The organism is Plantactinospora sp. WMMB782 (assembly GCF_049179135.1).
Lineage (GTDB): Bacteria > Actinomycetota > Actinomycetes > Mycobacteriales > Micromonosporaceae > Plantactinospora.
On the sequence record NZ_JBMHMC010000007.1, the window covers coordinates 4676179 to 4703157 of the forward strand.

Here is a 26979-nt window from a genome sequence, read left to right on the forward strand (position 1 = left end):
CGATCCGGGTAATCCAGCAGAAGACCACGAACCAGCCGCGTTACACACCGAAGAGAGAGTCATGTCCAACTTCACCGCCGCGGACGTCAAGAAGCTCCGGGACCTCACCGGCGCCGGCATGATGGACTGCAAGAAGGCCCTCACCGAGTCCGAGGGCGACTTCGACAAGGCTGTCGAGATCCTGCGCGTCAAGGGCGTCAAGGACGTCGGCAAGCGGGCCGGCCGGACGGCCGCCAACGGTCTGGTGGCGCACTCCGGCAAGGCGCTGCTCGAACTCAACTGCGAGACGGACTTCGTCGCCAAGAACAACGACTTCGTCGCGTTCGCGCAGCTCCTGGTGGAGCACGGCGCGCAGGCCGGGGTCGCCGACGCCGAGGCGCTGCTCGGCAGCACCCTGCCGGACGGCCGGACCGTCGCCGACGCCGTACAGGAGCAGTCGGCCAAGATCGGCGAGAAGCTGGTGCTCAACCGCTTCGCCGCGGTGGAGGGTACGGTCGCCGTCTACCTGCACCGCAAGGCGCAGGACCTGCCGCCGCAGGTCGGCGTGCTCGTGGAGTACGCCGGTAAGACCGACGAGGCGGGTGACGCCGACGCGCGCGGTGTCGCCATGCAGATCGCCGCGATGCGTCCGAAGTACCTGACCCGGGACGAGGTGCCGGCCGAGACCGTGGCCTCGGAGCGGCGCATCGCCGAGCAGACCGCCCGCGAGGAGGGCAAGCCGGAGGCCGCCTTGCCGAAGATCATCGAGGGGCGGGTCAACGCGTTCTTCAAGGACTACGTCCTGATCGAGCAGGCGTCGGTGGCCGACAACAAGAAGTCGGTCAAGCAGGTGCTGGCCGAGGCCGGCATCGAGGTGACCCGGTTCGTCCGGTTCGAGGTCGGTCAGGCCTGAACGCAACCGTGGGCCCGGATCGCCGCGACCCGGGCCCGCGACGAGTCGACACGGACGGGAGGCCGCAGGTGTACGTGACGGACACCGCGGCCTCCTCGTCACGTAGGGTCAGCAGCGGCAGGTTGGCTGAACTGGGCGCCGGCGTACCGGCGTGGGAAAGGCGGGTCGGATGACGCAGGTTGTGAGTGACCGGACCCTGGCGGCGGACGACCCGACGGCACCGCCGCCCGGGCGGGCCCGCCGGGTGGTGCTCAAGCTCTCCGGTGAGGTCTTCGGCGGTGGGGCGATCGGCGTCGACCCGGACGTCGTACAGGCGATCGCGCGGCAGATCGCGACCGTGGTACGCCGGGGTGTGCAGGTCTCGGTGGTGGTCGGCGGCGGCAACTTCTTCCGGGGCGCCGAGTTGCAGAAGCGCGGCATGGACCGGGCCCGGGCCGACTACATGGGCATGCTCGGCACGGTGATGAACTGCCTGGCCCTGCAGGACTTCCTGGAGAAGGAAGGCATCGAGACCCGGGTGCAGAGCGCGATCACCATGGCCCAGGTGGCCGAGCCGTACATCCCGCTGCGGGCGATCCGGCACCTGGAGAAGGGCCGCGTGGTCATCTTCGGCGCGGGCGCCGGCATGCCGTACTTCTCCACCGACACCGTCGCCGCCCAGCGCGCTCTGGAGATCCGCGCCGACGTGGTGCTGATGAGCAAGAACGGAGTGGACGGCGTCTACACCGCCGACCCGCGCACCGACCCCGACGCCAGCAAGCTCGACAAGATCACCTTCTCCGAGGTGCTGCGTCGTGGCCTCCGGGTCGCCGACGCCGCCGCGTTCAGCCTCTGCGAGGAGAACGGCCTGCCGATGCTGGTCTTCGGCGCCGAGGGCGACGACACCATCATCCGGGCGGTCGCGGGCGAGCCGATCGGCACGTTGATCACGACCTGAGTGGGGCAGGGAGCCGGGCCGGCGGGTGGGGTCCGGATGGAGTATTCCGCAGAGCACCAGCCAGCAGAGGGAGGCGAAGGAGCAGGTGATCGACGACACCCTCCTCGAGGCCGAGGAGAAGATGGAGCGCGCGGTCGAGCACGCCAAGGAGGAGTTCGGCGCGATCCGTACCGGGCGGGCCACTCCGGCGATGTTCTCCAAGATCATTATCGACTACTACGGCAGTCCCACCCCGCTGACCCAGATGGCCTCCGTCGGGGTGCCCGAGCCGCGGATGGCGATCATCAAGCCGTACGACGCGTCGCAGTTGCAGGCCATGGAGAAGGCGATCCGTGACTCCGACCTCGGCGTGAACCCCAACAACGAGGGCACCCAGCTGCGCATCCTGCTGCCGCAGATGACCGAGGAGCGGCGGCGGGACATGATCAAGGTCGCCCGGCACAAGGGCGAGGAAGCCAAGGTGGCGATCCGGAACGTCCGTCGGCGCGCCAAGGAGGAGCTCGACCGCATCGTCAAGGACGGCGAGGCGGGTGAGGACGACGGCCGGCGGGCCGAGAAGGAACTGGACGACCTCACCCACAGGTACGTGTCCCACGTCGACGAGTTGGTGAAGCACAAGGAAACCGAGTTGCTCGAGGTCTGATGTCCCACGTCGACCCCTACGGCGCTACCTCGGAGCCGCGCGGCCGGCGGCGGCCGGAGCAGACGCGCGGCCCGGAGTGGTCCCCCGACCCCGGAGACCGGAACGGGCCGTCGGGCCGACGGTGGCCGGCCGGTGACGACGACGCCTGGGCACGGGCGCGGCACGGCGGTGTCGCGCCCGACGCCTACCCGGCCCCGGCGGACGCCTACCCGGGAGCGGCGGCGACCTACCCGGCCGCGTCCGAGAGCTACCCACCGGCGCCCACCGGCCACCCGATCCCGACCGAGGGCTACCCGCCCGCGTCCGAGAGCTATCCGGCCGCCTCCCAGGGCTATCCAGCCGCTTCCGAGGGTTACCCGGCCGCCTCCCAGAGCTATCCGGGGGTGGTCGACGAGCACTCCGGCGTGGGGCCACGGCTGGACCGCTCGGCCGCGTACCGCAACGGTTCGCCGCCGGAGGGCGTGGCGGATCCGGCGGCGGGGTGGGGCAGCCCCGAACCGTCCGGTCGGCCGGGCCGTCCCGGCGACGACGCGGCGGCGTACCGGAACGGGACCGATCGCCCCGCCAGGGGCGTCCCCGCCGACGCCCGGCCGGGGGAGGTCCCGGTCGGTGCGGATGCCCCGACCAATCCGGTCGGCTGGCCGCTCGTCGGCGATCCGAACCCGCATCCGGAACCGAGCCCCGAGCCCGACGAGGCGGCGACCGGCCGGGGACGCCGCCGGGCGACCCGGTCCGGCAAACCCGCCGGGCAGTCCCGGGCCGGCCGGAACCTGCCGGCCGCGATCGGCGTCGGGCTCGGGCTCGGCGCGGCGATCGTCGTCCCGCTCTTCCTCTTCCGCCCGGCCTTCCTGGTCGTGGTCGCGCTGGCGGTGACCATCGGCATCTGGGAGATGACCCGGGCGGTACGCCCCGGCGGGATGCACCCACCGCTGGTGCCGCTGGTCGCCGGCGGCCTGCTGATGGTCGGACTGGCCTGGTGGGCCGGCCCGGACGCACTCAGCCTGGGGCTGCTGGTGACGGTACTGGCCACCATGGTCTGGCGGCTCGGCGACGGGCCGGCCGGATACCAGCGGGACATGACCGCGGCCACCCTGATCGCGGTCTACGTGCCCTTCCTCGGCGGGTTCGCCGCGCTGCTCGCCGCCGAGCCGGCAGACGGCGACCTGCGGGTACTGGTCACCCTGGCCGCGGTGGTCCTCTCCGACACCGGCGGGTACGCCGCCGGGGTGGCTTTCGGCAGGCATCCGATGGCTCCGTCGGTCAGCCCGAAGAAGTCCTGGGAGGGCTTCGCCGGCTCGGTGGCGGCGGCTGCCGTGGGCAGCGCGGTGTTGCTGGCCGTCCTCTTCGACGTCGCGTTCTGGTGGGGCGCCCTCTTCGGGATCGCGGTCTCGGTCGCGGCCGTTCTCGGCGACCTCGCCGAGTCCATGATCAAGAGGGATCTCAAGGTCAAGGACATGAGCAACCTGCTGCCGGGGCACGGTGGGCTGATGGACCGGCTGGACTCGATCCTCTTCGCGGTGCCCACCGCCTATCTCCTGCTGGCGATCTTCGCCCCGGCCGGGTGAGCGGCACGATGAGCCGCTGTCCCGGTGACCCGAGCCTGCCCGTCCGCGCGGCGGGTCGGCGCATCTGTCGGTCGCGTGCCTGGTCACGGGTTCGGCACCTCCGGCCAGGTGCGTTGTCGCGCCGACGTGGGAGACTGGACGGGCCATGACGAGCCTGCCCTTGATCCCGATCGCACCGGACGACCCCACCGGGTCTCCGGCGCGCCGCGCGACGATGCCGCCCCGCCACCTCGCCGACCTCGACCTGCCCGGGCGGCAGGCGGTGGTCACCGGGTTGGGGGAGTCGGCGTTCCGGGCCCGGCAGGTCTCCACCCACTACTTCGGGCGACTGGTCCGGGATCCGGCCCGGATGACCGACCTGCCCGCCGGGGCGCGGGACCGGATCGCGGGCGAGCTGCTGCCCAACCTGCTCACCCCGGTGCGCGAGGTCGCCACCGACGACGGCGCGACCCGCAAGGCGCTCTGGCGACTGCACGACGGATCGCTGGTGGAGAGCGTGCTGATGGGATACCCGGACCGGGTCACCGTCTGCATCTCCAGTCAGGCCGGCTGCGGCATGGCCTGCCCGTTCTGCGCCACCGGACAGGCCGGACTGACCCGGAACCTCTCCACCGCCGAGATCGTGGACCAGGCCGTGTACCTGGCCGGGGTGGCCGCATCCGGCGCGATCGCCGGATCTCCGTCCCGGCTGTCCCACGTGGTCTTCATGGGCATGGGCGAGCCGCTGGCCAACTACTCCCGGGTGGTGGCCGCGGTCCGGCGGCTGACAGCTCCCGCCCCGGAGGGGCTCGGCCTGTCCCAGCGGCACGTCACGGTCTCCACCGTCGGTCTGGTTCCGGCGATGCGCAGGCTGGCCGACGAGGGACTCTCGGTGACCCTTGCGTTGTCGCTGCATGCGCCCGATGATGAGCTGCGCGACGAACTGGTTCCGGTCAACCAGCGGTGGAAGGTTGCCGAGGTGCTGGACGCCGCATGGCACTACGCGGAACGGACGGGGCGTCGCGTGTCCATTGAATACGCGATGATCAGGGATGTGAACGACCAGCCGTGGCGGGCCGATCTCCTCGGTCGACTGCTGGCCGGTCGACTGACCCACGTGAACCTCATCCCGCTCAACCCGACTCCGGGGAGCCGTTGGGACGCGAGCCCCAAGCCGGTAGAGCGGGAGTTCGTCCGGCGGCTCCGCGCGGCCGGTGTCTCGACGACCGTCAGGGACACCCGGGGGCGCGAGATCGACGGGGCGTGCGGCCAGCTGGCCGCCGCGACGGTGACGCGGTGAGCGACCGGGTCGACAGGCTTAGTAGTGCCGCTTGCGGCGCCGACGCGCGTGGCGGGGCGGCGGCGTGAGCGAGCGAAGCGAGCGAGCGAACCAGGAGACATAGTGGCGAGTCAGGGTCAGCGTTTCCGGCGCAAGGCGCTCCGGCGGGGCTACAAGGTCGATGAGGTGGACACGTTCCTGGACCGTGTCGAGGCCACGCTCGCCGGTGAGCCGCTGGGCGCGCCCGTCGCCTCCCAGGAGGTGCACGACGTCGTCTTCCGGGTGCGCTTCGGCGGGTATGACGAGTGGCAGGTGGACCTGCACCTCGACCGGGTGGAGCGGCAGATCGCCGAGCTGGAGGAGCGCGGCGGCGGTCGGGGCGGGGATCCGCGGCTGACCGACCGGGGCGGACCCGACCGGCTCGGCCCGCCGGACCGGATGGGACCGCCCGACCGGATGCGCCCGCCGGACCGGATGGGGCCACCGGACCGGATGGCACCGCAGGGGCCGCCGGACCGGATGGGACCGCCGATGCGTGACGACCGGGCGCTTCCGCCCGGCCAGCTTCCGCCGCGACCGATGCCGGCTCAGGTAGGTCCGCCGAACGACCCCTACGGCCAGTACGACGAGCCGACCGGAACCTTCGGCGGCGGCTTCGGTGGACAGCGGGGCGGTTTCGACCCGCAGCGCGGTGGGATGGAGCCGCCGCAGCGGGGCGGCTTCGATCCGCAGCGGGGTGGCCCGCCCGAGCGGGGCGGCTTCGATCCGCAGCGCGGTGGCCCGCCCGAGCGCGGTGGTTTCGATCCGCAGCGCGGTGGTCCGCCGGACCGGGGTGGCTTCGATCCGCAGCGCGGTGGTTTCGATCCGCAGCGGGGTGGTCCGCCGGACCGGGGTGGCTTCGATCCCCAGCGCGGTGGTTTCGATCCGCAGCGCGGTGGTTTCGATCCGCAGCGGGGTGGCCCGCCCGAGCGGGGTGGCTTCGATCCGCAGCGTGCTGGGATGGAGCCGCCGCAGCGGGGCGCGTTCGAGCCGCAGCGCGGCCAGGGCGGCCCACCGCTTCCGCCGCGTACGCCCAGCGTTCCGGCGGGTCCGGGTGGCCCGCCCGGTTCGTTCGGGCCGAACGAGCGGTTCGACGGGTTCGACGCGGGGCGGCCGACCCGGGCGGACATGACGGCCGAGATCCGGATGCCGGACCGCGACCCTCGGGGCGGCCCGGGGCGGGGGATGGGCGACGCCCTGCCGCCGATGCCCGCACCGGCCGGCGTTCCGCCGATGGCTGGCCCACCGGCCGGCGGTCCCGGGCTGGGCGGGCCGCCGCTGATGGGGCCGCCCGGCAGTGAAATGGCCCGCATCGACCACATCCGGCGCTCCTTCCAGGTACGCCGGTTCGGCAGCGGCTACGACCCGGACCAGGTCGACCGGTTGTTCGAGGGCATCCTGGGCAGCATGGCCGGCCGGGGGCCGATGCCGATCAACCCGGCCGATCTCGACACCACCCGGTTCGGGCTGGTTCCCGGCGGATACTTCGAGGCCGAGGTCGACGCCGCGCTCAAGGAGGTCAAGGACCTGCTGCTCGGTCACTGAGTGGCCTGGCTTTGCCGGCGGTGCCGCGTGACCTGCCGCGTGAGCGGCAGGCTGGGCCAGCCGCGAGTGGCAGGGTGACCAGCCGCGAGTGGCAGGGTGACCAGCCGCGAGTGGCAGGGTGACCAGCCGCGAGTGGCAGGGTGACCAGCCGCGAGTGGCAGGGTGACCAGCCGCGAGTGGCAGGGTGACCAGCCGCGAGTGGCAGCGTGGGTCAGCCGCGAGCGGAGGGGTTAGCCAACCGAGGGCTCCGGCGACGGTAGGAGGAGATCAGGTCCGACGGCTGCGGCCGGTGCCGCCCGGCACCGGCCGCCACCGCGTCCGAACAGTTCGACGTCGCTGTCAGGGGTCAGGAACGCAGGCCGTTGCGGCGCAGGACCGTGTCTCCGATGACGGCGAGCACCAGGGCGGCGGCGATCGCACCGAGCCAGATCCGCGCGGTGCCGCTGACCTCGTTGTTGTTGAACATCATCAGCACCAGCGCCGCCGCGGAGAGGATCGCGCCGATCCGGCCCGCCCTGCGGTGCCCCGGCTTGCGTTGGTCGGGTGACGTCACCGGCTCGCTTCCAGCCACTTTCCGGTCCTTCCTCACGATCGGATGCTGGTAAGTCTGGCATGTGCCGCCGGACGTACGCCGGACGGGCCGGACCCCGACGCCCGGCCGGCCCGCCCGGGACCGGGCTCCGACCGGGTCCGCAGCCGGCCCCGGCCCGCAACGCCCGGCCCCGGCCCGACCGCGAGGACGCCTCGGAGTACGCGCCGGAGCGTGATCGGGTGGCACAACCCGGCGTCGCGGGACGGCCGGTACGGCGCCTCCGGTAGCGTTTGGGCGTACGCCTTTGATCGCCTGCGGCGAGGGACGAAGTTGTCTATGTCTAGGGGGACTGTGCGGTGCGTCTGACCGGTACGGGGCACGCGAGCATGCGGATCGACACGGGTGCGGGCAGCATCCTGTGCGACCCGTGGGTCAACCCGGCCTACTTCGCCTCATGGTTCCCTTTCCCGGACAATTCACAGCTCGACTGGGAGAGCCTGGGCGACGTCGACTACCTCTACGTCTCCCACCTGCACCGGGACCACTTCGACGCCGCCCACCTCAGGCGGTACGTCTCGAAGAAGGCCACCGTCCTGCTGCCGGAGTACCCGACCTCGGAGCTGGAGGACGAGCTGCGGGAACTCGGCTTCACCAGCTTCCTGCGTACCAGGAGTGAGGAGGTCGTGGAGCTGGACGGCGGGCTCAAGGTGATGATCCAGGCCCTGACCAGCCCCACCGACGGCCCGATCGGCGACTCCTCGCTCTGGGTCGAGTACGACGGCGTCCGGGTGCTGAACCAGAACGACGCCCGCCCCACCGACCTGGGCGTCTTCGCCGAGCTGGGGCACGTGCACGCGCACCTGCTCCAGTTCTCCGGCGCGATCTGGTATCCGATGGTCTACGAGCTGCCCGCCGCCGCGAAGACCGCGTTCGGCAAGCAGAAGCGGGACCGGCAGATGGACCGGACCATCCGCTACATCGACGACCTCAAGGCGTCCTGGGTCTTCCCGATCGCCGGCCCGCCGTGCTTCCTCGACGACGAGCTGTGGCAGTTCAACGACATCCACGGCGACGAGGGGAACATCTTCCCGGACCAGCAGGTCTTCCTCGACCACTACACCGGGCTCGGCTACGACAACGGCGTGATCCTGCTTCCCGGCAGCGTCGCCGAGGTCGGCGCCGACACCGTGCACACCAGCCACCCGGTGCCGGACGTGCGGGAGTTCTTCGACCGCAAGGAGGAGCACCTGCGGGAGTACCAGGAGCGGGCGCGGCCGGTGATCGAGGCGGCGAAGGCGTCCTGGCGGCACCCGGAGATCGACGTACTGGCCGAGATGAAGCGGCGGATCGAGCCGCTGCTGGACGAGTCGATCTATCTCGCCAAGGGGGTCGGCGGACCGGTCCGGTTCGACCTGGTCGGACCCTCCGGGGAAGCCGGCGCGGAGACCATCGAATCGATCCTGGTGGACTTCCCGGGCAAGCAGGTCCGGCCGTACGCCGACGAGAAGGTCCGCTACCGGTTCCGTACCGAGCGGGCGCTTGTCGAGCACCTGTTGCACATCGGGGAGGTGGACTGGGTCAACTCGCTCTTCCTCTCCTGCCGCTTCTCGGCGGCCCGGATCGGCCAGTACAACGAGTTCGTCTACGCCTTCTTCAAGTGTCTCTCCGAGGAGCGCCTCCAGTACGCCGAGGGCTGGTACGACGAGCACGAGCGGGCCACCGACGCCGAGGACATCACCATCGGCGACTGGGTGCTGCAACGGCGCTGCCCGCACCTGAAGGCGGACCTGACCCGGTTCGGCATCGTCGAGGACGGCCAGCTCACCTGCCAGCTGCACGGCTGGCGGTTCGACCTGGCCAGTGGCCGTTGCCTGACAAGTGTCGGGCACTCGATCCGGGCGCACCGGGTCGGCGAATCCGCCTCCGCCGACGCCGCTGCCGAAGCCGGTTAGGAAGGGCCCCCTCTACAACGGACGACGCCCGCGAAAAGCGGGGGCCCTTCCTTTCAGAGGACCCGGCCGAGGTCGGTGAGGATGCGGCGGGCGGCGTTGTGCCCGGCCGCGCCGATCACACTGCCGGCCGGGTGGCAGCCGGCGCCGCCGGCATAGAGCCCGTCGATCCCGGTCGGGTACGGCATCCGGTCGGTGAACGAGACGGTGTTGTCGACGTGGTGGATGTGCCCGCCGGTGATCCCGAAGTGCGTCTCGATGCCGGGCGGGGTCAGCGGCACCGCGTCGGCGACCAGCCCGCTGGTGCCGGGTGCGTACCTGTCGCAGATCTCCAGCAGCCGGTTTAAATAGCCGGGCAGCAGGTCGGCCCAGTCCCCGCCGGTCGGGGCGTAGGGCACGGACTGCACGAAGAGGGCCGACGAGTGGTGTCCGGCGGGATCCTGGAGCGACGGGTCGACGGTGGTGTGCAGGTACCACTCGATCGTCGGCTCGTCCGGCAGCCGGCCGGCCTGGACGTCGGCCCACATGCCGCGCAGCGCCGTCATCGGCGAGCCACCCGCTGTCATCGGCGAGCCGCCGCCCGAGCCGCCCGTACCGCCCGCGCCACCGGACCCGGTCGAGCGGGGCAGCAGCGTGTCGGAGCCGGGCAGCAGGTGGATGGTGGCGCCGAACGGGCTCGGGGCCCCCTCGGGCAGGCAGGAGAAGTCGGGCAGCCCGGCCAGCGCCAGGTTGACCTTGAGAGTGGTGCCGGTGCGCCGGACCGACTCCATCCGCTCGGCCAACGCGGCCGGCACCGCGCCGTCCGGCACCAGCTCCATCAGCCGGTACGGGTCACCGGCGCCGAGCACCACCTCGGCGGCGACGCTGCGCCCGTCGTCGAGTACGACTCCGCTGGCGGCGCCGCGGTCCAGGGTGATCGCGCTCACCGGCGTACCGGCGAAGATCCTCGCTCCGGCGGACCGGGCGGCGTCGGCGAGGGTCCGGCTGACGGTGCCCATCCCACCGGCCACGATCATCCAGGTGCCGCCCGCACCGGGCAGCCGGCACATGTTGTGGGCCAGGAAGTTGTAGCCGGTACCCGGGTCGTCCGGTCCGGCGTTCAGCCCGGAGAGGCCGTCGGTGACCGCGTACATCGAGACCAGCAGTTCGGAGCGGAAGTCGAACCGGGCGAGGTAGGCGGCGACCGAGCCGCGTACCAGGTCGACGAAGACCTGGCGCAGCGCGGGCCGGACGTAGCGGTCGGCGGTCTCCGGGACCGGCAGCGGCTCGGCCAGCCAGGCCGGCGCCAGGTCGTCGCGGAGCGCGGCGAGTTCGGCCTGCATCGCGTCGTCGGCGGCCACGTCGGCCCGGGAGAAGTGCCGCTCCATCTGCTGCCGGGTCGCCTCCCGGTCGGATCCGAAGAGCAGGTACGGCGAGCCGGGGCCGCCCGGGGTGGGCAGGAAGTAGTGCGGGTCCCGGCGCAGCACCGGCAGTTCCACGCCGAGCAGCCGGATCAGCTCCGGCGGCATCAGGCCGAGCAGGTACGAGCCGGTGGAGTGCCGCAGCTTCGGCACCTTCGGGAACGGGTGCTCGGTGCGGGCGGCTCCGCCGATCGTTCCGGCGGCCTCCAGCACCACCACGTCGAGGCCGGCTCGGGCCAGCAGGACCGCGGACACCAGGCCGTTGTGGCCGGCGCCGACGATCACGACGTCGGCGCGGGCGGGCAGCTCGGTGTGGGCGACAGGCTCGGCCCGGGAGGGGAGCCCGGCCCGGGAGGGAGGCTCGGCGCGGAAGGGAAGCTCGGCGGTCATGCTCGGCAAGCCTAGTTCGCCCCGGCCGCCGCGGGTGCGGCCTTGGCCGGGCCGGCGTGGAGTAACTACTGGCCGGGGGTGGTGTCGAGCTGCTGGAGGAAGGCGGCCAGTTCGGCTTCGAAGAGCGCCTCCGGATCGGTCACCGCCCAGCGGAGCTGGTGGTGGACCTCCATCGAGACCAGGCCGTAGAGCATGGTCCAACCGGAGAGGATCAGGCAGGCCACCTCCACCGGCAGCTCGGGGCAGTTCGTCCGCAGCGGGGCGAGTGCGCTGGCCAGCCGGTCGTCCACCTGCCCGGCCAGCGGCACGGGGAACGGCCTGCGCCGCCACAGCTCCACCAGGGGGTTGATGAAGACCTCGCCGAGCCGGGCGCCGGGGTCGTCCGGATGGTCGAGGCCGTCCTCCGGAAAGGCGTCGACCCCGGGTACGAGGTTGCCGAAGATCAGTCGGAACTCGGTCGGATGCCGGACCGACCAGTGCCGGAAGGCCCGGGCGGTGCCGACGAGCTGGTCGACCGGTTCGGTGCCGGCGGTGTCCCGGGCCGCTTCGAGGTGCTCGCAGAGTTCGTCCAGCAGGTCGCTGGCGAGGTCGAGTATCAGCGCTTCCAGGCTGGGGAAGTACCGGTAGATGGCGGGAGCGGTCATGCCCATCTCGCGGGCGATGGCGCGCAGCGAGATGGCCTGCGGGCCGCCGGTCACCAGCAGCCGTCGGGCACCGTCCTTGATCTCGGAGACCGCGGCGGTGCGCAGGCGTTCCCGGCGGGTCGGTGCCGTCATCGCGAACTCCCTTGACGAAAGAGAACGGCGTTGCAATAGTAAACGGCGTTTACCGGGTTGAAACTTGGTTACCGCCGTTAAGACCCTAGCGGCTGACAGGAGTGCCGGCGTTGTTCACGTGGTGGGGCGGGGCGGTGGTCCGACTCCGCTGGGCGGTGCTCGCCGCCGGCCTGGTGCTGGTCACGGTCGGCGCCACCTGGGGGACCGGGGTCTTCGGCTCGCTGACCGGCGGCGGCTTCGAGGACCCGGGCAGCGAGTCGGTCCGCACCCACGAGCGGATCACCGCCGAGCTCGGCAACCAGAGCGTCGACCTGCTCGTCCTCTATTCCAGCCCGGACAGCACCGCCGAGCAGCCCGCCTTCCGCGACCCGGTCACCGCCACCCTGGACCGGCTCCGCCGGCATCCCGAGGTGGCCAGCGTGACGAGCTGGTACGAGACGCAGGCTCCGGCGCTGCTCTCGACCGACCGGCACGCCACCTACGCGGCGGTGCGGTTGCGGGCGACCGACCCCGACGAGCAGGCCGAGGCGTACCGGGAACTGCGGCCGGCCCTGGACGCGCCCGGAGTCCGCACCGAGGCCGGCGGCACCGTGGCCTTCCTCGACGAGGCGAACGAGCAGAGCAAGGAGGACATCACCCGGGCCGAGATGCTCTCCCTGCCGATCCTGCTGGTGCTGCTCATCCTGATCTTCCGTGGACTGGTCGCCGCCGCGACGCCACTGCTGGTCGGCGGGCTGGCCATCCTCGGCGGATTCGTCGCGGTACGCCTGATCGGCACGTTCACCGAGGTCTCCGTCTTCGCCATCAACATCATCACGCTGATCGGCCTCGGCATGGCAGTCGACTACGCCCTCTTCATCGTAAGCCGGTTCCGCGAGGAACTCGCCGCCGGCCGGTCCGGCACCGAGGCGATCCAGCGCACCATGAGCACCGCCGGCCGGACCGTACTGGTCTCCGGGCTCACCATCGCGACCGCACTGGCCAGCCTGCTGATCTTCCCGCAGGCGTTCCTGCGCTCGATGGGACTGGGCGGGATCGCCGCCGTCCTCGTCGCGATGCTCGCCGCGCTGACCGTGCTGCCGGCCCTGCTGGCGGTGCTCGGGACCCGGATCAACGCCCTGGCCGTACGCCTGCCGTGGCGCCGCCGGGCGGACGGCACCGACCGGGGTCCGGACGCCACGGCCGGGACCGGCGGATCGGCCGGGATCGGCGGCTCCGGTGCGTGGGCCCGGCTGGCCCACAGCGTGATGCGGCGACCGGTGCTCTACCTGCTGGGCGTGCTCGCGGTGCTGGCCGTGCTGGCCGCCCCCTCGCTGCGGATGGAGGCCGGCGGCTTCGACGAGCGGGTACTCCCGGCCGACGCGGTACCCCGGGTGGTGGCCGAGCGGATCGAGTCCGACTTCCCGGACGGCAACGTCGGCCCGGTCGAGGTACTCCTCTCCGGCGCCCCCGCCGCCGACGCGCAGCGGTTCGCCGACACGCTCCGCCGGCTTCCCGGGGTGACCGGCGTGCAGCCGACCGCGAACCGGGGCGACTCCACGCTCTTCTCGGTGACCTATCCGGGCGAGCCGACCGGCCCGGTGGCCGAGCGGGTGGTCCGGCAGATCCGGGACCTGCCGACACCGGCCGACGCGGAGGTACTCGTCGGCGGGCGGCCCGCCTTCGACGTGGACCTGCTGGACAGCCTCACCGCCAGGATCCCGCTGATGGCTCTGATCATGGCATCGGCGACGCTTGTGCTGCTCTTCCTCGCCTTCGGGTCGGTGCTGCTGCCGATCAAGGCGGTGCTGATGAACCTGGTCTCGATCGGCGCGTCGTTCGGCGTGGTGGTCTGGATCTTCCAGGACGGGCACCTCGCGGACTGGCTCGACTTCACCCCGACCGGCTTCATCGAGCCGAGCAACCCGATCCTGATGCTCGCGGTCCTCTTCGGACTCGCCACCGACTACGAGGTCTTCCTGCTCTCCCGGGTACGCGAGGAGTGGGACGCCACCGGCGACAACACCGCCTCGGTGACCGCCGGCCTCCAGCACACCGGGCGGATCATCACCGCCGCCGCGCTGCTGCTGATCGTGGTGGTCGCCGGCTTCGCCACCGGCGGCGTGGTCTTCGTCAAGCTGATCGGGATCGGGATGATCGTGGCGATCGTCGTCGACGCCACGCTGGTGCGGGCGCTGCTGGTGCCGGCCACGATGCGGCTGCTCGGCCGGTGGAACTGGTGGGCGCCGGGTCCGCTGGCCAAGGTCTACCGGCGGTACGGCATCCGCGAGCCGGCGCCCGATTTCGCCGGTGGTCACGAGAGATGACCTGAGCTCCATCGAAGCGGCACAACATGCCGACTTCGCCCGGTCGGGCCCAGGGCTCGGGACCTTGGTCAGTCGGTTGCTTCGTGGGTCTCGGGCCAGAGTCGGATCGCCCGTGCGGCGGCGTCGATGAGCAGTTGGCCGTCGACCTCCACCCGTGACTCGGGGATGCCGTACCCCGGCCACTCGCCGACGAAGGCGACCGGTCCGGACGGGGGTAGCGGCCAGACCCAGTACCGGGCCACGTGTCGCCGGTCGTCCGACTCCGCGCTGCCGGAAAACAGCACCGGCCCGGCCGGCTCGGCGTCCAGCGGTGGAAACGCGTGCCGGTCCAGGTTGGTGATGCTGCTTCCGTCCGCGAACTGCACCCCCACGCGGAGGAATTCGTCGGGCACGTGTCGGCCTGCCCGGTACCCCACCCGGTGAATGCGGTGATGCGGAAAGTCCGGCCGGCGGTCAGGGGCCCGGAGCACCGCGGTCACGGTGAACTCGAAGCCGGTGGGATAGGCGAGCAGGTTGCCGATCATGATTGCCGCGTTTGTCGGTGTGGGCCAGCAGACGCTGCTCGGCCACGACGCCGGGAAACACCGACTCGGGCTTCATCCAGGCAGGACGGGGCGGGTCGGGCGGTTCCGGCTCGGGGTCCGGCGCGACGGGCGGACGGTCGAAGAAGCCCATACCGCCCACCTTCCCACAGTGGCGGTCCACCGTCGGGCGTCGGTCTCAAATGGTCGATGACCGGGTTCCCGGTCGGGCCGGGGTAGCCTGGGCCGCGTGGCTACCGTGATGCGGAAGAGGCCGTCGGCCGCGATCGTCGCCGTTGTTGCTGCTGTCGTTTTCGCTGCTCTAACCTCCTGTTCGGCGGATTCCTCGGACGGCTCCGGCCCCGAGTCGTCGGCGTCCGACGGCACGTCGACGCCCAGTCAGGCGACCACACCCTCGCCCGCGCCAACCGGGCCGTGCGCTGACGGGACGTGCGAGGTCGAGGTCGCCGTGGGCGACGTCGTGGCCGTGCCGGAAAGGTACGGCCTCGGGCCGATCGAGGTTACGGCGATCACCGCCGCCGAGGTCGAGATGGTCGCGCCGCTGACCGGGTCGGGCTACAGCGTTTCGGGCTGCTCCGGTGGCGGCGGCGTGTCGTCGCAGGGCGGTGGCGGTGTCCGGATGAGCTGCAAGGTGGGAACCGTCGCGACCATCAACGACGTCATGGGCCTGGAGGTCGTCAAGATCGGCGATACCGTCGCCGTCCTGCGTATCGAGCCCACCGGGTGATGTCATCGAGTGCGCGGATCTGCCCGGAGGGACTCGGTCGCGAGCAGCGTCCGATCTGGATATGCGAAGGGCACCCTTCGACGAGTCTGCCGAAAGTGGTGGTCACTGGGATTCGGGCGGCCGGACGCCCAGTAATCGTGACAGATGCAGTGCCTGCTCCGACGCCGTGACCACCTGGGTGGGGCGCAGGGGAAGCCGAGAGGCGACGACCGTGTAGAGCTCGTCGTCCACGATCGCCCACGGGGGAACGCGTCCGGTCAGGTGGGCGACGCGTAGCGCGGGATCGGCAAGTTGCCGGGCGAAGTACGGTTTGTCGACGATGAAACGGAATCTCCGGAGGAACTCGTCCTCTCCGGTTCGGCGATGCCGGACGATTCGGCGTCGTTGTACAGCGGTGGCGGGATAGGATTTTGGTAGCCGCACCACGGTGAAGACGCCGGCCCCGTTCGACTTCTCCACGCTGCCGCCGAGCCCGTCACGGGTCCAGGACAGCGCGCCGACCGTGACCGACAGGCCCTGCAGAGTCTTGACGGTGGCAAACTGTACGGTGACCGCGTCCGGCTGCGCCTGCTGGGCTGTCCAGGGCCATGTAGCGCGTTCGGCAGCGGGCGACCAGCCGTTGCGGGCGCACCACCGGTTTAGTAAGCGAGCCGCGGCCAGCCGCCACCCGAACAGTCCGACCACTATGAGCCCGAGTACGAGGACGGCGAGTCCGAGGCCCCGTGCGACGCCTACGTGGTGAACCAAGGATCGGACCGCGATCTGATAGCCGGCCAGCCCGCAGCAGATCAGGCAGAGTATGAGCAGGAGCCACAGCCTGGCCAATAGATCGCCAGGCTGCCGGCGATGGCCCCGGACATCCCGAAACGCCGATGTCCCGCGTTCGGGGTCAACGGGTGTCATGATCGGGATGGTAGCGGCCATCCGCCCGTCGGTTCGGCGCGGCGGCAATATGCCACCTGCCTTCCTGCCAGGGCTCGTTCCGGTCCTGGGCGATCGGCTGAAGATCAAACCAAGAGACGCCTTCGGGGCGTTTGACTTTTCGCAGACCTATGCTGTCACCGTCTTGAATCGCGCCCATGCGCCCATGCGCCCATGCGAGCACTCTGCCCGTCGGGACACCTCCTGCCCCGTCGGATCGGACGGTCAGATCGTGTAATCGGTCGGCGGGAACGGTGCGGCGCCGCTGAACCCGGGCAGTGTGGCGATCACCGGCAGGCCGAGCCGTGGATCGGCCGGTACGGACCAACAGGGGATGTCGCTGATCTCGGCGGCGACGACGGGCGCGGGAAAGAAGTCGTAGAACGGCTCGGGCAGGTCGACGTCGTCGAAATGGTCCTCGGGCCGGCCGGGCAGCCCGTTGGCGTCCATCCACTTTCGCTCGAACGCCAGCGGCTCGCCGGTGCAGCCCGCAGCGTCGTTGAGGTCGAAGGTGCGTACGGTCGTGCCGTTCCGGGCGACCAACCACGCCGACCCGCCATCCCGCTCGCCGTCGTAGAACGCGTGGGCCTCGCCGAACTCCGCGCTCAACCGTTCGACGGTGGCGCGGGCCCCGGCCGGACGGGCGGGATGGTCCGGCAGCTCGTTGAACACGTCACACCAGGGTCCGGTGATCGTCGTCCACCCGTGGCGCGCCGGGCCGACGAAGACCATTGGTTGCCCCGCACGGCAGTGCTCGATCGTTCCGAGGACGCTTTCGGCGAGCCCGACGGTCACCGGACGGGGGTCGTGCAACCCGATCGACGCCACGACGGCGGCCTGGTCGTCGCTGCGCACGCACCACCACCGCAGCCAGCAACCGGAGAGCAGGCGCGGAGAGTCCAGGTGCAGGCGGACGCGGACCAGACGCTCGACGAGGGCCACGTCAGCCGGGTCGAGTCCGGGCTCGCCGGCCAGGTAGGCGAGGGCCTGCAGCGCGCTCGCGCGCAGCCTGCCCGGTCCGTGCCGGCGCACCGCGAGCAGTGCTTGTCGGGTCGCGGGATCGTTCGGAGCGAACATCCCCAGCACGTCGGTGCGCTCGTACTGACCGGCCGTCCGAAACTGCTCCAGCAGCCCCCGCACGTCGATGGTCACGGCGGCAATGTACGGCAACGTACGCAGGCCCGTAAGGGTTCGTGACCCCTCAAGACGAGCGGTATCCGAGGTCGAGGCGTAGCGACAGAATGCCGGGACGCTCATCACCCTTCGTGACCGGCAGCGGTGGTACGTCCGGGCCCGAGTGCTTCCGGTCGTACCGATGAGCGCGCGCTGTCCGGGGCACAACGATCGGCGGACGCCTGCAGCTGCGTCCGTGCCTCCTTCACCCACCGGAGAACACCCTGTGCATCGCAGGCCTCCGCGATCGCGCCCGCCTCTTCGACCAGCGCCAGCCCGTCGTCGCGTTGTCCCTCTCCGGCGGTCAGGTAGGCCAGCGCGAGCAAGCCCGCGGCGACACCAGCTGAGAACCCGATCTCCCGGCGAAGCCGTACAGATTCCTCCAACTGCTCACGGGCCCTACTACCGGCTCCGGCGGCCATGTTCGCAAAGCCGAGGTGCCGAACCGCATACGACAGCGTCAGCTTGTCACCGGCTTGCGTCGCCAGCTCGTACGACCGCGCAAGAGGCGGAACCGCGCCGTCATTGTCACGCCTGACCACTTGGTGGAAGGTGCCGACCCAGAACAGCGCCTCGGCCTCGCCGCGCACGTCCCCGAGCAGTTGATACAGCTGCGCCGCACGCTCGAATAGCGCTAGCTCGTGTGGATCCTCGTTACCGTCCTCAAGGAACCGCGCATGAAGGATCCGGCCACGGGCCAGGGCGAGATCTGCCTCGACTCCGTTTAGTTCCCGCTCGGCGATCCCCAGCGCGTCGGCGTCGCCGCCGAAGACGGCTCGTTCGTAGAGCAGCCGGGCATGTTCGATTCGTTGTTCACCGCTCATCGCCGCCCCGTCTCCCAGCCCCGCCTATCGACTGCGTATCGCCCAACGCGGATCCCTCGTGGTTGCATCCGTGCGCCCGGAGCCTAGATCGCCCGGCGGGGGCCTGGCCAGCCCTGGCCGAATGCTCGCTCATGCCGCCGAGCGGGCGAGCTGAGGAGACCGCGCCCTTGAGGGAGTCCTGCCGTAGACGGTCGACGGGAGATCCGACTCTCAACGATCGGTCGTGACGACGGCGGTGGCCAACAGCAGGACGCCGATCGTGATCTGCGTGCACCGGGCACCGAAGAAGAGCTTCGGGTGATTGACGAACCCTATGATCGGCCATCCTGATTGCCGCCAGGCGCGCGCCAGGCGTCATACGAACCGCGACGGCCGGGGGGCAAGCCGACCAGCTCATCGCACTCCGCCTCAGGCGAAATCGCTGGCGGTTGCGGTCATGGTCGAGCACACTCGTGATCATGCTGGGTTCCTGGCGTAGCGTACCTGATCTACTCGCCGCGCAGGCGCGTGGAGAACGGATCAAGTTCCTGTACTTCTGGGGACACCAGCCGGAGCGTGACGGCAGCGTCGGCGCCGGATGCTTGAGCCAGTGGTGGCCGGCGCCATTCACAGTAGACGGTCTTGGTTTCGACACCGCCGAGCACTACATGATGTGGCGCAAGGCCATCCTGTTCGGCGACGACGCGATCGCCGAGCGGATCCTCGCCGCCCCGCACCCGCACGCGGCCAAGGCGCTCGGCGGCCGGGTTGCCAACTTCGACCAACAAACGTGGGACGCGCACCGCTTCGACGTCGTGGTGGTCGGCAACCTGGCCAAGTTCGGCCAGCACGCCGACCTGCGCGTGTTCCTGCGCGGCACCGGACAACGGGTCCTGGTGGAGGCGAGTCCGGTGGACCGGGTCTGGGGCATCGGGCTGACTTGCGACGACCCTGCTGCCTCCGATCCGAATCGGTGGCAGGGCCTCAACCTGCTCGGCTTCGCACTTATGCAAGTCCGTGAGGTCCTCCAGGACCAGACAAAGCGGTAGCCGAGCCGCTGCCGGACGCCGAGTGCACAGATCTGCCGCATGTCGGGCGTGTCCGCGGTCAGGACGTCCGGGGACGGCGCGCACGGAATCCGTGGAGCCACTGTCGTAGCTGCTCATCGTCGTGCAGGTACGGGCCGTCTTTCGCGTGGCGCAGGTCGATGCCGTACAGCCGAGTCAGCGCCCACCAGACATCTTCATCTTCTACACCGGCGCCACACGGATCGGTGACCCACTGAGCAGCCCATCGATCGACCTCGTCGCGTGACTGGCTTCCGTCCAGGAGCGCCAGGAGTTTTGCCTCGATCTGATCACGACTTGGCGGCAGGTGAGGACTCGAGGACACCGGGCAACCCTGCCACACCGACTCACACGACGTACCACTCTGGGCGCGACCGCCCGCTCATCTGCCGGCCGCTGACGGGGCACACGGACGTGCGTGGCGTCGTCACCGAGCTTCCCCCGGTTCCCCGGACACCTGAGCTGAGGTGACACTGGTCGCCGAAGGAGGAGTTCGGATGCGCACATCTGCCGCCGTCCGATCGCGGCGCCCGTCGGGGGGCGCGTTCGAGCCCGTCGGCTCACACACGGCCGTCGAGATAGCCGACGTCCGTCGAACCCGCAGCGACGCGGACGCGATACCCCCAGCGCCGTAAGACCTGGGCGATCTTCGCGGCGCCGGCCGGGTTGGCGGAGTGCACGTTGATGACGCCGACGTCAAAGGGGCGCCTGTCGAAGGCGGCGCGTTCCAGGACCTCCACGACCGGCCAGATCGTGTCGTCCCCGCCGAGATCGTGGTCCAGCCACAGCTCGTCCAGGCGCCGGCCCCGGTACCGCTCGAGGAGTTCAATTCCGGCGGTGCTGGTACGGGCCACCTGGGCGCCACGGCCATCCACGAACGAACGAAGGTCATCAACTAGGACGATCGTTCTGTGGGCATCCACACGCTGATGATGCCTGGAACCGTCATGATCCGACATCCGGATTTACCGCCGTCCGGGCGCGCAGCCGGGAGCCGTCACGCCCCGTGGCCGGCACCCCGCGTCGGCCAACGCATGTTCACTCGCGGTGATTCCCCAGTGCACTGATCTGCCGCGCCGAGGGCGCTGACGGCGGTGACGGAGCGTGGGTTTGAAGGGACTCGTCTGTCGGCTGGATCAGCATGTCCGGGCTGGATCAGCCGTTTGCGCTGGCCTGGCGGAGGGCGCGGGTAAGCCTTCCTGCCGGCCAGTTGCTCTCAACCCTGGGGGCGCGGCCCGGGGCGGCTCGTTACGCTGGCAGGATGACCGTGGCCGACGAGATCGTCCGTAGCCGGTACGTCAGTCTGACCACCTACCGCAAGGACGGCACCCCGGTGAGCACGCCGGTCTGGCACGTACCGCACGGTGCTGAACTCTGGATCGTGACCGAAGCGGGCTCGGGCAAGGTCAAGCGGATCCGGAACAACCCGCAGGTGTGTGTGCGGCCGTGCTCCGTACGCGGAACGGTGGCGCCGGATGCGCCGAGCGTGACGGGAACGGCCCGGTTGCTGGACGGCGACGGGACGGCGCTGGCCCGCAAGCTGCTGGCCCGCCGATACGTCATGTCACGGGCAGGGAACTGGTTCGCTCGCCTGCTGCGGTTACGCCGTCCCCCGATGGTCGGCATCGTCGTGTCGTTCTGATCGACCCGGGTTTCCGATTGGAGAGCCACCCGGACCGCCCTCGCCGGCCGAAGCAGAGGGGGCCGACGCACCACGGACGCCGCCGGTGGCGAGGGACGGCGTGGCCGGTGGGCCGGGGCCGCAGTCGACGGAACCCCTGCAGCCCGCATGCCCGCCGTTTCGTCACGGTGTCAGCCGCAGGGGTGCCGTTGCGGGTTGGTCACCCGATAGCCTCCGCCGTGCTCGACGGCGGGGTCGACGGCTCCGGTCCGGGGGTGCTGGCAGTCGGCTGCGGACCCAGGACCTCGCTCACGGTGATGGTGGCACTGCCGCTGCTCTGGTAGGCCTCGGTGGCCAGGATCTGGTAATGGTGCGTGCCCAGTTGCAGACCGGACTGCCCCCACGCGTCGAAGTGGTTGCCGGCGGTGATCGTGCCGCCGACGCGCTTCTGCCGCCGGACGCTCCAGTACTGGTAGAAGGTCGCGATGCCGTCGATCGACGGCTGGTTCACCCGCAGGCTGCGGTAGATGTCGTAGGTGCCGCCGTCGCTCTGGATCGTCCCGAGCCGGCTGGCGCCGGCGGTGGGAATCAGGGTCCCGAACGTCTCGACCACGTAGTACTCGGTCAGCGGGTTGCGGGTCCAGCCGTACAGCGCCAGCCAGCTGTTGCCGTTGCTGCGCCAGGTGCCGGAGTAGGTGATCACGCGGCGGGCGCCGGGGTTCCAGCCCTTGCCCACGATCATGTTGTTGGTGTCGCTGGCCCACTGGACCCGGTAGTTGCCGGCGGCGCCCAGCGTCATCGTGACGTTGCCGCTGTCCTTCCAGTACGAGAAGAAGTACCCGTTGTGTGTGCCCTCCTCGTTGGCGGTGACGGTCCGGTCGGCTTCGGCGTGGGCGGTTCCGGCCATGGTCACCGCGGTCACGGCCAGCACGACGGCGCAGGCGCCACCGAGCAGCGGCCGCACTCGGCCACCCCGCTGGCGCACCGGCCTGACGGGAATCTCGGTCATCTGTACTCCTGCCTCGGCCGGCCGACCAGTGTGGAAGCCCGGGAGCCGATCCAGTGATGAGAGTCGATGTATGGGGCCGAGTCACAGTATTCGGTCGAGTCCGCGACAGTGTCAACAACTTCCGGAAATCCCCCGGAAATTTCGGTCGGGTGTCCCGGCGGGTTTCCGGCGCGGAACCAGGCGACGTGGTCGGCCAACCCCGGCGGCGGTGTCGTGGTGGGGCTCGAATCCGGTGTCCTCGCGCTGGCGGGTGATGTCGAGCCCCGATGATGCCGCCTGCCCACCCGCTCATCATTCTCGAGTCAGTCGCAGAGCGTCCGCGTCGCCGGCCGGGAGCCGTTCACGTCGCGCAGCGCCCGGCGTCGCCCACGCGATCGCCGTCTCCGCAGACGGCCCGGCCTCTCGCGCCGGCTGTCGCGCGGCACGCTGGCGTCCGCAGAGGCAGTTGAAGAAATACGACGCAAGGTGTCAGGTTTTGGGTGGAGCATAGTTTCATCGGTCGGCGCCGGTGATAGGCGCGGACCGGGCGGCACAGACAGACTCGGAAAGACAAGGACGCCCATGCGCGAAACCCCGGAAGATCTCGAAGAGCTCCAGGCTCTCCTTGACGCCTCCCTCGCCCGCTCCACCTCCCACCTCCGCTCGATCATCAACACCACGCGCACACTGAACGCGGAGCAGCTCACCCAGGTCCTCACCGGCATGTGCACCCTCGCTCTGTCCAGCGTGACGGCGAAGGGTGAGCCGCGGATCAGCGGTGTGGACGGGCACTTCCTGCGCGGCAGGTGGTACTTCGGCACGGCGCGCGACGCAGCCAAGGCACGCCACCTCGCGGCGCGACCCGCCGCCAGCGTCGCACATATGCGCGGTGAGGACCTCGGCGTCTTCACGCACGGCACGGTGGAGATCCTCAACCCCCGCAACGGCGACCAGGCCACGGACTGGCCGGACGTGCTCGCGTACCTGAAGGACTTCTACGGCGACGACCTCTTCGACTGGGACAACGACGTCGTCTACTACCGGCTGCATCCGCACTGGATGACCGTCTATGCCCCCGACCTCGCAAAGCTCACCGTGGCGTCCCAGTCCTGATCCACGGCACGGGCCAACCGGTGCCGTGTCCAGGACCGCTTCGTCAGGGTTCTCGTTACCGCCTGGCCAAGGGCGACGCGTTCGAGCCGGCAGGCGGCCTGTTCGCTCCGGACGGGCCGAGAGCATCCGCGATGTCCTGGACGAGCTCCAACTCGTCGGGAACGTCCGCCGGGCACGGCCGGCGACCCGGCCAGGCGTCTGCCAGCCGCCAGCCGCCCAGCCGCGCGTCTGCGCGACCGGTCAGCGCGGCGACGCGGCAAGCAGTCGGCGGGCCTCGCCCGCTCCGATCTCGGTGCGCGCGCCGCAGAGCGGGTTGGTGCAGTGCAGGGCGTGCTTCGTCCGGACCCGGAACAGCGGTACGAAGAAGAGGCTGAACCGGGTGATCTCGCGCACCAGCAGCATGCCGCCGGAGTGGTTGCAGACCCGGCAGACCATCGGGGCCAGTCCCAGCCGCTCCGACCTGGTGCGCAAACCGAAGATCAGCAACATGTCGCACTCCTGTACGCCTGGATCGCGTCCGGTGCAGGGTTCGCCGGATTCTTGCAGGGTGGTACCCCGATGACAGCCGGCTCAGCCCTGGACGGTTCACCCAGGTGCGCAGGGATCGCGCCGCGCCCGTCGTGCCGTGTGCCCCGCCTGTCGGGCCGCAAATGGCTGTCCGACCGGATGCCGGTTGACTAGCATCCGGCCGCGTGACGATTTACGAGACCGAGCGGCTGGTGGTCCGCGACTGGACGCTGGAGCCCGACGACCTGGCCCGGGTCTACGACACGTACTCCCGGCCGGAGGTGGCCCGCTTCCTCAACGCGCCCTGGTTGCCGCTGCGCGAGCCGGACGACGCCGCCGAGACGGTACGCCGGTGGCACGCCCGCAACGCCGGGTTCGGTGCGGGCTACGGCATCTGGGCGATGCAGCGCCGGGACGACGGCCGGGTGGTCGGCACGGTACTGCTGAAGCCGATGCCCGGACGCGACGAGGCGAAGCTGACCGACGATATCGAGGTCGGCTGGCATCTGCACCCCGACTCCTGGGGGCACGGCTACGCCACCGAGGCGGCCCGGGGCGCGGTCGAGCGCGCCTTCGCCGCCGGAGTGCCGGAGATCTACGCCGTGGTGGCGCCCGGCAACGAGGCGTCGATGGCGGTGGCCCGTCGGCTCGGGATGGCCTCGATCGGCCGGCGCACCGACTGGTACGGCGGCGAGGAGCTGGAAACCTTCCGGCTCAGCCGCCCCTGACCCGGGTTCGATCAGCGTGTCCGGAGCGGCCGGACCCAGCCGAGGAAGCGGGCGAACAGCGCCGCCGGGTCGGGACCGGGGTGTGGGTTGAGGAGCAGGTGGCGACCCGGCTGGCCCGGCAGGAGATCCTGACCCGTCCCGATCCGCCGATGTTCACCGCCGTGCTGGACGAGCGGGTGCTGCACCAGCCGGTCGGCGGCGCCGAGGTGATGCGCGAGCAACTCCGGCACATCGCGACGCTCTGCGCCGAGCAGCCCCGGACAAGGTTCCAGGTCGTCCCGACAAGCGTCGGCGCGTACGCTGGCCTGAACGGCCCCTTCGTGATCGTGACCCATCCCGGCGGCGACGACGTCGCCTATCTCGACGACCAACTCGACGGGCGGTTCGTCGCGCGTGTCGGGGACGTCAAGACCGTGCAGCAGCTCTGGGACTCGGTCCGGGCCGAGGCGCTGTCCCATCAGCAGTCCATCGAGATGATCCGGAAAGTGGCGGAGTCATGGACCTGAACGGTGCCGTCTGGCGCAAGAGCAGCCGCAGCAACGGCCACGGCGGCAACTGCGTTGAGGTGGCGGGGAACCTGCCGGAGGTGGTCGGGGTGCGGGACAGCAAGGACCCGTCCGGTCCGGTGTTGGCCTTCACCCCGCCGGCCTGGCGCTCCTTCGTGCGCGCCCTCACCGCTCGCTGAGCCTGCCGGAGCAGCCCGACGCTTCCGCCGGCGTCGTTACGCCGGCCGGGTCGTCACGCCGGCCGGGTCGTCACGCCGGCCGGACCTCCGGCGTGCGGCTCAGTCGATGCCGGACTGGGCCTTGCTGCACGCGGTGTCGGCCTGGCGCAGTGCGGTGCGCAGCCTGCTCTCGTTCTGGTCGCGGGCAGCGTCGAACATGTCCTGCGCCCGCCGCATGCACGGCAGCAACACGTCGCGTTCCTTGGTGATGTCGGACAGGTTGTCCTTCGTGGTGGTCAGTTCGGTGGTGAGATCGTTCACCTTCTGCTCGGTCTCGGCGATCTTCGCGTCCCGCTGCGTGACAGTGTCGCGCTGTTCCTGAAGTTGGGTGTTCAGGTCGGACCTGGTCTCGCGCAGCTCACCGCGCTCGTTGAGGTACAGGCCGAACCCGACTCCGGCGAGGACGAGAAGCGCAACCGACAGGACCGCGAGGAGCAGCGTGCCACGCCCTCTGAACACGGCCGGCGACCCCGGCGCGTACGGCGGCGCCTGAGCCTCGGCGGCTGCCATACCCGAGGCGTACGGCATACCGGGGGTATTCGGCGTGCCGGGCGCGAAAGCAGGGCCCGGGGCATATGCCTGCTGGGCGGGAAAAGCCTGCGTCGGCGGCTCGGAGGTGGGCGGCCCGGACGTGGGCGGTGCGGACGCCGGTAGCCCGGACGTCGGTGGTGCGGACGTCGGTGGTGCGGAGGTCGGTGGCGCGGAGGTCGGTGGTGCCGTCGCAGGCGACAGCGAAGGTGCCGGCGGGACCGGCTGGGCGGGAGCCGGCGGGTAGCCACTGGCCGGGTAGCCGGCGGCCGGGTAGGGCTGGTGCGGCTGCTGGTGAGGTGCGGCTGGGGGACGGTACTGGGTGTCCTCCGGCCCGTACGACGGGTACGACATGGGTTCCTCCGCGGGTTTGGTCAGCAGACGTGGAAGGTCGCGCAGGCGGTCTGGATCGGCACGGCGAGCCCGATGCCCTCCGCGTCCCGGGCCTTCGCGTCGGCGATCCCGACGACCTCCCGGCGCGTGTTGACGACCGGCCCGCCGGAGTTGCCCGGATTGACCGGGGCATCGAACTGGATCATCGACCCGGGGCCGTCGGTACGCTCACGCACCGCGCTGACCACGCCGGTCGTGACGGTCTGGGAGAGACCGAGTGGCGTGCCGACGACCAGGACGTTCTCGCCGGGAGCGGGATCCTCGGCGGCCGCCGGCAGTCCGGTGAACACGGTGTCGACCCTCAGCAGGGCGATGTCCTGCGACTGGTCCACGTCCGTGATCTGGGCGGTGTACCGCTTGCCGTCACGTTCGAGCTTCACCGATCTGCCGTTGCGCGACCAGACCGCCTCGATGACGTGGAAGGCCGTCAACACGTTGGTACGCCCGGTCGCGCCGGCCTTCCCGACGGCGAACGCGCTGCCGGTGAAGTCGTCGGCGATCACCTGGAAGACGCTGGGCAGCACGGCGGCCGCGACCCGCTGCGGGTCGAAGGCCTGCTCGTTCTGCTTCTCGACCGAGGAGAGCCGGCCGTCCAGGCTGTCCAGCCGCTGGTCGGTCCCGTCCGCGACGCTCTCCGCGTCGCGTTGGGCCCGGGCCACGTCACCGCGCAACCTGTCGAGCTGTCCCGCCTGCCGGACGACGACCACCACGAGTCCGATCAGGACGGCCGTGGCCGCCAGTGCGGCGGCCCAGCGCAGCCCGGTCGCCCAGCGGAACGGCTTCGACGGCCGGGGCGGGACCGGAGCGGCCGGGTACGGCACCCCACCCGTCATGGCACCCCCAACTACACACTGTTTTACCTGCGTCATCGAGCGTATCGATCGCGGCGGTGGGGTGGTGGTGGTCGTTCGA

At 70.8% G+C, this 26979-nt stretch carries 27 protein-coding genes; 15 read left to right on the forward strand and 12 right to left on the reverse strand.

Translation table 11 applies throughout. The annotated features are described in order from the left end of the window. Positions 1 to 61 precede the first annotated feature (61 nt). The 6 genes from tsf (at position 62) to ACN28A_RS23250 (ending at position 6879) form a co-directional block, all read left to right on the forward strand. Complete coding sequence (gene tsf, locus ACN28A_RS23225; protein ID WP_421397973.1) at positions 62 to 892, forward strand: translation elongation factor Ts; 831 nt, start codon at positions 62 to 64, stop codon at positions 890 to 892. A gap of 169 nt (positions 893 to 1061) precedes the next feature. Beyond that, on the forward strand, positions 1062 to 1829 hold the full coding sequence (gene pyrH / locus ACN28A_RS23230; protein ID WP_107258475.1) for a UMP kinase: 768 nt from the start codon (positions 1062 to 1064) through the stop codon (positions 1827 to 1829). Between the two features lie 85 nt (positions 1830 to 1914). Next, positions 1915 to 2472 carry a ribosome recycling factor gene (frr, locus tag ACN28A_RS23235; protein WP_278060265.1) on the forward strand — a complete coding sequence of 186 codons (558 nt, stop codon included), beginning with the start codon at positions 1915 to 1917 and terminating at the stop codon, positions 2470 to 2472. Further along, positions 2472 to 4037 carry a phosphatidate cytidylyltransferase gene (locus ACN28A_RS23240; protein WP_421397976.1) on the forward strand — a complete coding sequence of 522 codons (1566 nt, stop codon included), beginning with the start codon at positions 2472 to 2474 and terminating at the stop codon, positions 4035 to 4037. The genes frr and ACN28A_RS23240 overlap by 1 nt, the downstream gene beginning before the upstream one ends. A gap of 145 nt (positions 4038 to 4182) precedes the next feature. Next, a complete protein-coding gene (gene rlmN, locus ACN28A_RS23245; RefSeq protein ID WP_421397978.1) occupies positions 4183 to 5316 on the forward strand; it encodes a 23S rRNA (adenine(2503)-C(2))-methyltransferase RlmN in 1134 nt (377 codons plus the stop codon). A gap of 102 nt (positions 5317 to 5418) precedes the next feature. Beyond that, a complete protein-coding gene (locus ACN28A_RS23250) occupies positions 5419 to 6879 on the forward strand; it encodes a DivIVA domain-containing protein (RefSeq protein ID WP_421397980.1) in 1461 nt (486 codons plus the stop codon). Between the two features lie 346 nt (positions 6880 to 7225). Here the strand turns inward: ACN28A_RS23250 and ACN28A_RS23255 are convergent, their stop codons facing one another. After that, complete coding sequence (locus ACN28A_RS23255) at positions 7226 to 7450, reverse strand: hypothetical protein (protein ID WP_278060268.1); 225 nt, start codon at positions 7448 to 7450, stop codon at positions 7226 to 7228. 317 nt (positions 7451 to 7767) lie between these two features. Between ACN28A_RS23255 and ACN28A_RS23260 the strand changes: the two genes are divergently transcribed. Beyond that, positions 7768 to 9363 carry a Rieske 2Fe-2S domain-containing protein gene (locus ACN28A_RS23260; RefSeq protein ID WP_421397982.1) on the forward strand — a complete coding sequence of 532 codons (1596 nt, stop codon included), beginning with the start codon at positions 7768 to 7770 and terminating at the stop codon, positions 9361 to 9363. 53 nt (positions 9364 to 9416) lie between these two features. Here the strand turns inward: ACN28A_RS23260 and ACN28A_RS23265 are convergent, their stop codons facing one another. Together ACN28A_RS23265 and ACN28A_RS23270 are read right to left on the reverse strand one after the other, a co-directional pair. Further along, on the reverse strand, positions 9417 to 11150 hold the full coding sequence (locus tag ACN28A_RS23265) for a phytoene desaturase family protein (protein WP_421397985.1): 1734 nt from the start codon (positions 11148 to 11150) through the stop codon (positions 9417 to 9419). Between the two features lie 65 nt (positions 11151 to 11215). Next, on the reverse strand, positions 11216 to 11926 hold the full coding sequence (locus ACN28A_RS23270; RefSeq protein WP_421397988.1) for a TetR/AcrR family transcriptional regulator: 711 nt from the start codon (positions 11924 to 11926) through the stop codon (positions 11216 to 11218). 110 nt (positions 11927 to 12036) lie between these two features. On the opposite strand from ACN28A_RS23270, the gene ACN28A_RS23275 reads away from it, so the two are divergent. Further along, positions 12037 to 14232, forward strand: a complete 2196-nt coding sequence (locus ACN28A_RS23275) for an MMPL family transporter (RefSeq protein ID WP_421397990.1) — start codon at positions 12037 to 12039, stop codon at positions 14230 to 14232. A 68-nt stretch (positions 14233 to 14300) separates the two neighbouring features. Here ACN28A_RS23275 and ACN28A_RS23280 read toward each other — a convergent pair whose 3' ends face one another. Next, the gene (locus tag ACN28A_RS23280) at positions 14301 to 14756 is read right to left on the reverse strand and encodes a hypothetical protein (protein WP_421397992.1); all 456 of its coding nucleotides are present in this window, start codon (positions 14754 to 14756) and stop codon (positions 14301 to 14303) included. A gap of 247 nt (positions 14757 to 15003) precedes the next feature. On the opposite strand from ACN28A_RS23280, the gene ACN28A_RS23285 reads away from it, so the two are divergent. Continuing rightward, complete coding sequence (locus tag ACN28A_RS23285) at positions 15004 to 15501, forward strand: hypothetical protein (protein WP_421397994.1); 498 nt, start codon at positions 15004 to 15006, stop codon at positions 15499 to 15501. Between the two features lie 102 nt (positions 15502 to 15603). On the opposite strand, the gene ACN28A_RS23290 is transcribed toward ACN28A_RS23285, so the two are convergent. The 3 genes from ACN28A_RS23290 to ACN28A_RS23300 form a co-directional block, all read right to left on the reverse strand. Further along, positions 15604 to 16404, reverse strand: a complete 801-nt coding sequence (locus ACN28A_RS23290; RefSeq protein WP_421397996.1) for a hypothetical protein — start codon at positions 16402 to 16404, stop codon at positions 15604 to 15606. A gap of 243 nt (positions 16405 to 16647) precedes the next feature. Further along, positions 16648 to 17574 (reverse strand): hypothetical protein, encoded by a 927-nt coding sequence (locus ACN28A_RS23295; protein ID WP_421397998.1) that lies wholly within the window; start codon positions 17572 to 17574, stop codon positions 16648 to 16650. A 104-nt stretch (positions 17575 to 17678) separates the two neighbouring features. Then, the gene (locus ACN28A_RS23300; RefSeq protein WP_421398001.1) at positions 17679 to 18419 is read right to left on the reverse strand and encodes a tetratricopeptide repeat protein; all 741 of its coding nucleotides are present in this window, start codon (positions 18417 to 18419) and stop codon (positions 17679 to 17681) included. 458 nt (positions 18420 to 18877) lie between these two features. Between ACN28A_RS23300 and ACN28A_RS23305 the strand changes: the two genes are divergently transcribed. Next, positions 18878 to 19447, forward strand: a complete 570-nt coding sequence (locus ACN28A_RS23305) for an NADAR family protein (protein ID WP_421398004.1) — start codon at positions 18878 to 18880, stop codon at positions 19445 to 19447. A gap of 578 nt (positions 19448 to 20025) precedes the next feature. Here ACN28A_RS23305 and ACN28A_RS23310 read toward each other — a convergent pair. Next, entirely contained in the window at positions 20026 to 20388 is a 363-nt protein-coding gene (locus ACN28A_RS23310; RefSeq protein ID WP_421398007.1) for a cyclic-phosphate processing receiver domain-containing protein, read from the reverse strand. Between the two features lie 338 nt (positions 20389 to 20726). Between ACN28A_RS23310 and ACN28A_RS23315 the strand changes: the two genes are divergently transcribed. Continuing rightward, positions 20727 to 21107 carry a PPOX class F420-dependent oxidoreductase gene (locus tag ACN28A_RS23315; protein WP_421398009.1) on the forward strand — a complete coding sequence of 127 codons (381 nt, stop codon included), beginning with the start codon at positions 20727 to 20729 and terminating at the stop codon, positions 21105 to 21107. A gap of 199 nt (positions 21108 to 21306) precedes the next feature. Here ACN28A_RS23315 and ACN28A_RS23320 read toward each other — a convergent pair whose 3' ends face one another. Next, the gene (locus ACN28A_RS23320) at positions 21307 to 22095 is read right to left on the reverse strand and encodes a glycoside hydrolase family 11 protein (RefSeq protein WP_421398011.1); all 789 of its coding nucleotides are present in this window, start codon (positions 22093 to 22095) and stop codon (positions 21307 to 21309) included. A 561-nt stretch (positions 22096 to 22656) separates the two neighbouring features. Between ACN28A_RS23320 and ACN28A_RS23325 the strand changes: the two genes are divergently transcribed. Next, positions 22657 to 23187 (forward strand): pyridoxamine 5'-phosphate oxidase family protein, encoded by a 531-nt coding sequence (locus ACN28A_RS23325; RefSeq protein WP_421398013.1) that lies wholly within the window; start codon positions 22657 to 22659, stop codon positions 23185 to 23187. A gap of 240 nt (positions 23188 to 23427) precedes the next feature. Here the strand turns inward: ACN28A_RS23325 and ACN28A_RS23330 are convergent, their stop codons facing one another. Further along, complete coding sequence (locus ACN28A_RS23330; protein WP_421398015.1) at positions 23428 to 23676, reverse strand: zinc-ribbon domain-containing protein; 249 nt, start codon at positions 23674 to 23676, stop codon at positions 23428 to 23430. Between the two features lie 203 nt (positions 23677 to 23879). On the opposite strand from ACN28A_RS23330, the gene ACN28A_RS23335 reads away from it, so the two are divergent. From ACN28A_RS23335 to ACN28A_RS23345, 3 genes are all read left to right on the forward strand, one after another. Further along, complete coding sequence (locus ACN28A_RS23335; protein WP_421398017.1) at positions 23880 to 24422, forward strand: GNAT family N-acetyltransferase; 543 nt, start codon at positions 23880 to 23882, stop codon at positions 24420 to 24422. 80 nt (positions 24423 to 24502) lie between these two features. Next, the gene (locus ACN28A_RS23340) at positions 24503 to 24928 is read left to right on the forward strand and encodes a DUF5753 domain-containing protein (RefSeq protein ID WP_421398020.1); all 426 of its coding nucleotides are present in this window, start codon (positions 24503 to 24505) and stop codon (positions 24926 to 24928) included. Continuing rightward, a complete protein-coding gene (locus tag ACN28A_RS23345; protein ID WP_421398022.1) occupies positions 24919 to 25107 on the forward strand; it encodes a DUF397 domain-containing protein in 189 nt (62 codons plus the stop codon). The genes ACN28A_RS23340 and ACN28A_RS23345 overlap by 10 nt, the downstream gene beginning before the upstream one ends. Positions 25108 to 25206: 99 nt before the next feature. Here the strand turns inward: ACN28A_RS23345 and ACN28A_RS23350 are convergent, their stop codons facing one another. Both ACN28A_RS23350 and ACN28A_RS23355 read right to left on the reverse strand, forming a co-directional pair. Further along, positions 25207 to 25656 (reverse strand): hypothetical protein, encoded by a 450-nt coding sequence (locus ACN28A_RS23350; RefSeq protein ID WP_421398023.1) that lies wholly within the window; start codon positions 25654 to 25656, stop codon positions 25207 to 25209. A gap of 392 nt (positions 25657 to 26048) precedes the next feature. Beyond that, positions 26049 to 26900 (reverse strand): S1C family serine protease, encoded by an 852-nt coding sequence (locus tag ACN28A_RS23355; RefSeq protein WP_421398025.1) that lies wholly within the window; start codon positions 26898 to 26900, stop codon positions 26049 to 26051. Positions 26901 to 26979 lie beyond the last annotated feature (79 nt).

Excerpts from the sequence above, each read along its gene's own strand:
- ACN28A_RS23305 (WP_421398004.1), top strand. The coding sequence starts at position 18,878 with ATGCTGGGTTCCTGGCGTAGCGTACCTGATCTACTCGCCGCGCAGGCG.
- ACN28A_RS23330 (WP_421398015.1), bottom strand. The coding sequence starts at position 23,676 with ATGTTGCTGATCTTCGGTTTGCGCACCAGGTCGGAGCGGCTGGGACTG.
- ACN28A_RS23290 (WP_421397996.1), bottom strand. The coding sequence starts at position 16,404 with ATGACACCCGTTGACCCCGAACGCGGGACATCGGCGTTTCGGGATGTC.
- ACN28A_RS23270 (WP_421397988.1), bottom strand. The coding sequence starts at position 11,926 with ATGACGGCACCGACCCGCCGGGAACGCCTGCGCACCGCCGCGGTCTCC.
- ACN28A_RS23280 (WP_421397992.1), bottom strand. The coding sequence starts at position 14,756 with ATGATCGGCAACCTGCTCGCCTATCCCACCGGCTTCGAGTTCACCGTG.
- ACN28A_RS23240 (WP_421397976.1), top strand. The coding sequence starts at position 2,472 with ATGTCCCACGTCGACCCCTACGGCGCTACCTCGGAGCCGCGCGGCCGG.
- ACN28A_RS23300 (WP_421398001.1), bottom strand. The coding sequence starts at position 18,419 with ATGAGCGGTGAACAACGAATCGAACATGCCCGGCTGCTCTACGAACGA.
- rlmN (WP_421397978.1), top strand. The coding sequence starts at position 4,183 with ATGACGAGCCTGCCCTTGATCCCGATCGCACCGGACGACCCCACCGGG.
- ACN28A_RS23355 (WP_421398025.1), bottom strand. The coding sequence starts at position 26,900 with ATGACGGGTGGGGTGCCGTACCCGGCCGCTCCGGTCCCGCCCCGGCCG.
- tsf (WP_421397973.1), top strand. The coding sequence starts at position 62 with ATGTCCAACTTCACCGCCGCGGACGTCAAGAAGCTCCGGGACCTCACC.
- ACN28A_RS23350 (WP_421398023.1), bottom strand. The coding sequence starts at position 25,656 with ATGGCAGCCGCCGAGGCTCAGGCGCCGCCGTACGCGCCGGGGTCGCCG.
- ACN28A_RS23325 (WP_421398013.1), top strand. The coding sequence starts at position 22,657 with ATGCGCGAAACCCCGGAAGATCTCGAAGAGCTCCAGGCTCTCCTTGAC.
- ACN28A_RS23320 (WP_421398011.1), bottom strand. The coding sequence starts at position 22,095 with ATGACCGAGATTCCCGTCAGGCCGGTGCGCCAGCGGGGTGGCCGAGTG.
- ACN28A_RS23345 (WP_421398022.1), top strand. The coding sequence starts at position 24,919 with ATGGACCTGAACGGTGCCGTCTGGCGCAAGAGCAGCCGCAGCAACGGC.
- ACN28A_RS23265 (WP_421397985.1), bottom strand. The coding sequence starts at position 11,150 with ATGACCGCCGAGCTTCCCTTCCGCGCCGAGCCTCCCTCCCGGGCCGGG.
- pyrH (WP_107258475.1), top strand. The coding sequence starts at position 1,062 with ATGACGCAGGTTGTGAGTGACCGGACCCTGGCGGCGGACGACCCGACG.
- ACN28A_RS23315 (WP_421398009.1), top strand. The coding sequence starts at position 20,727 with ATGACCGTGGCCGACGAGATCGTCCGTAGCCGGTACGTCAGTCTGACC.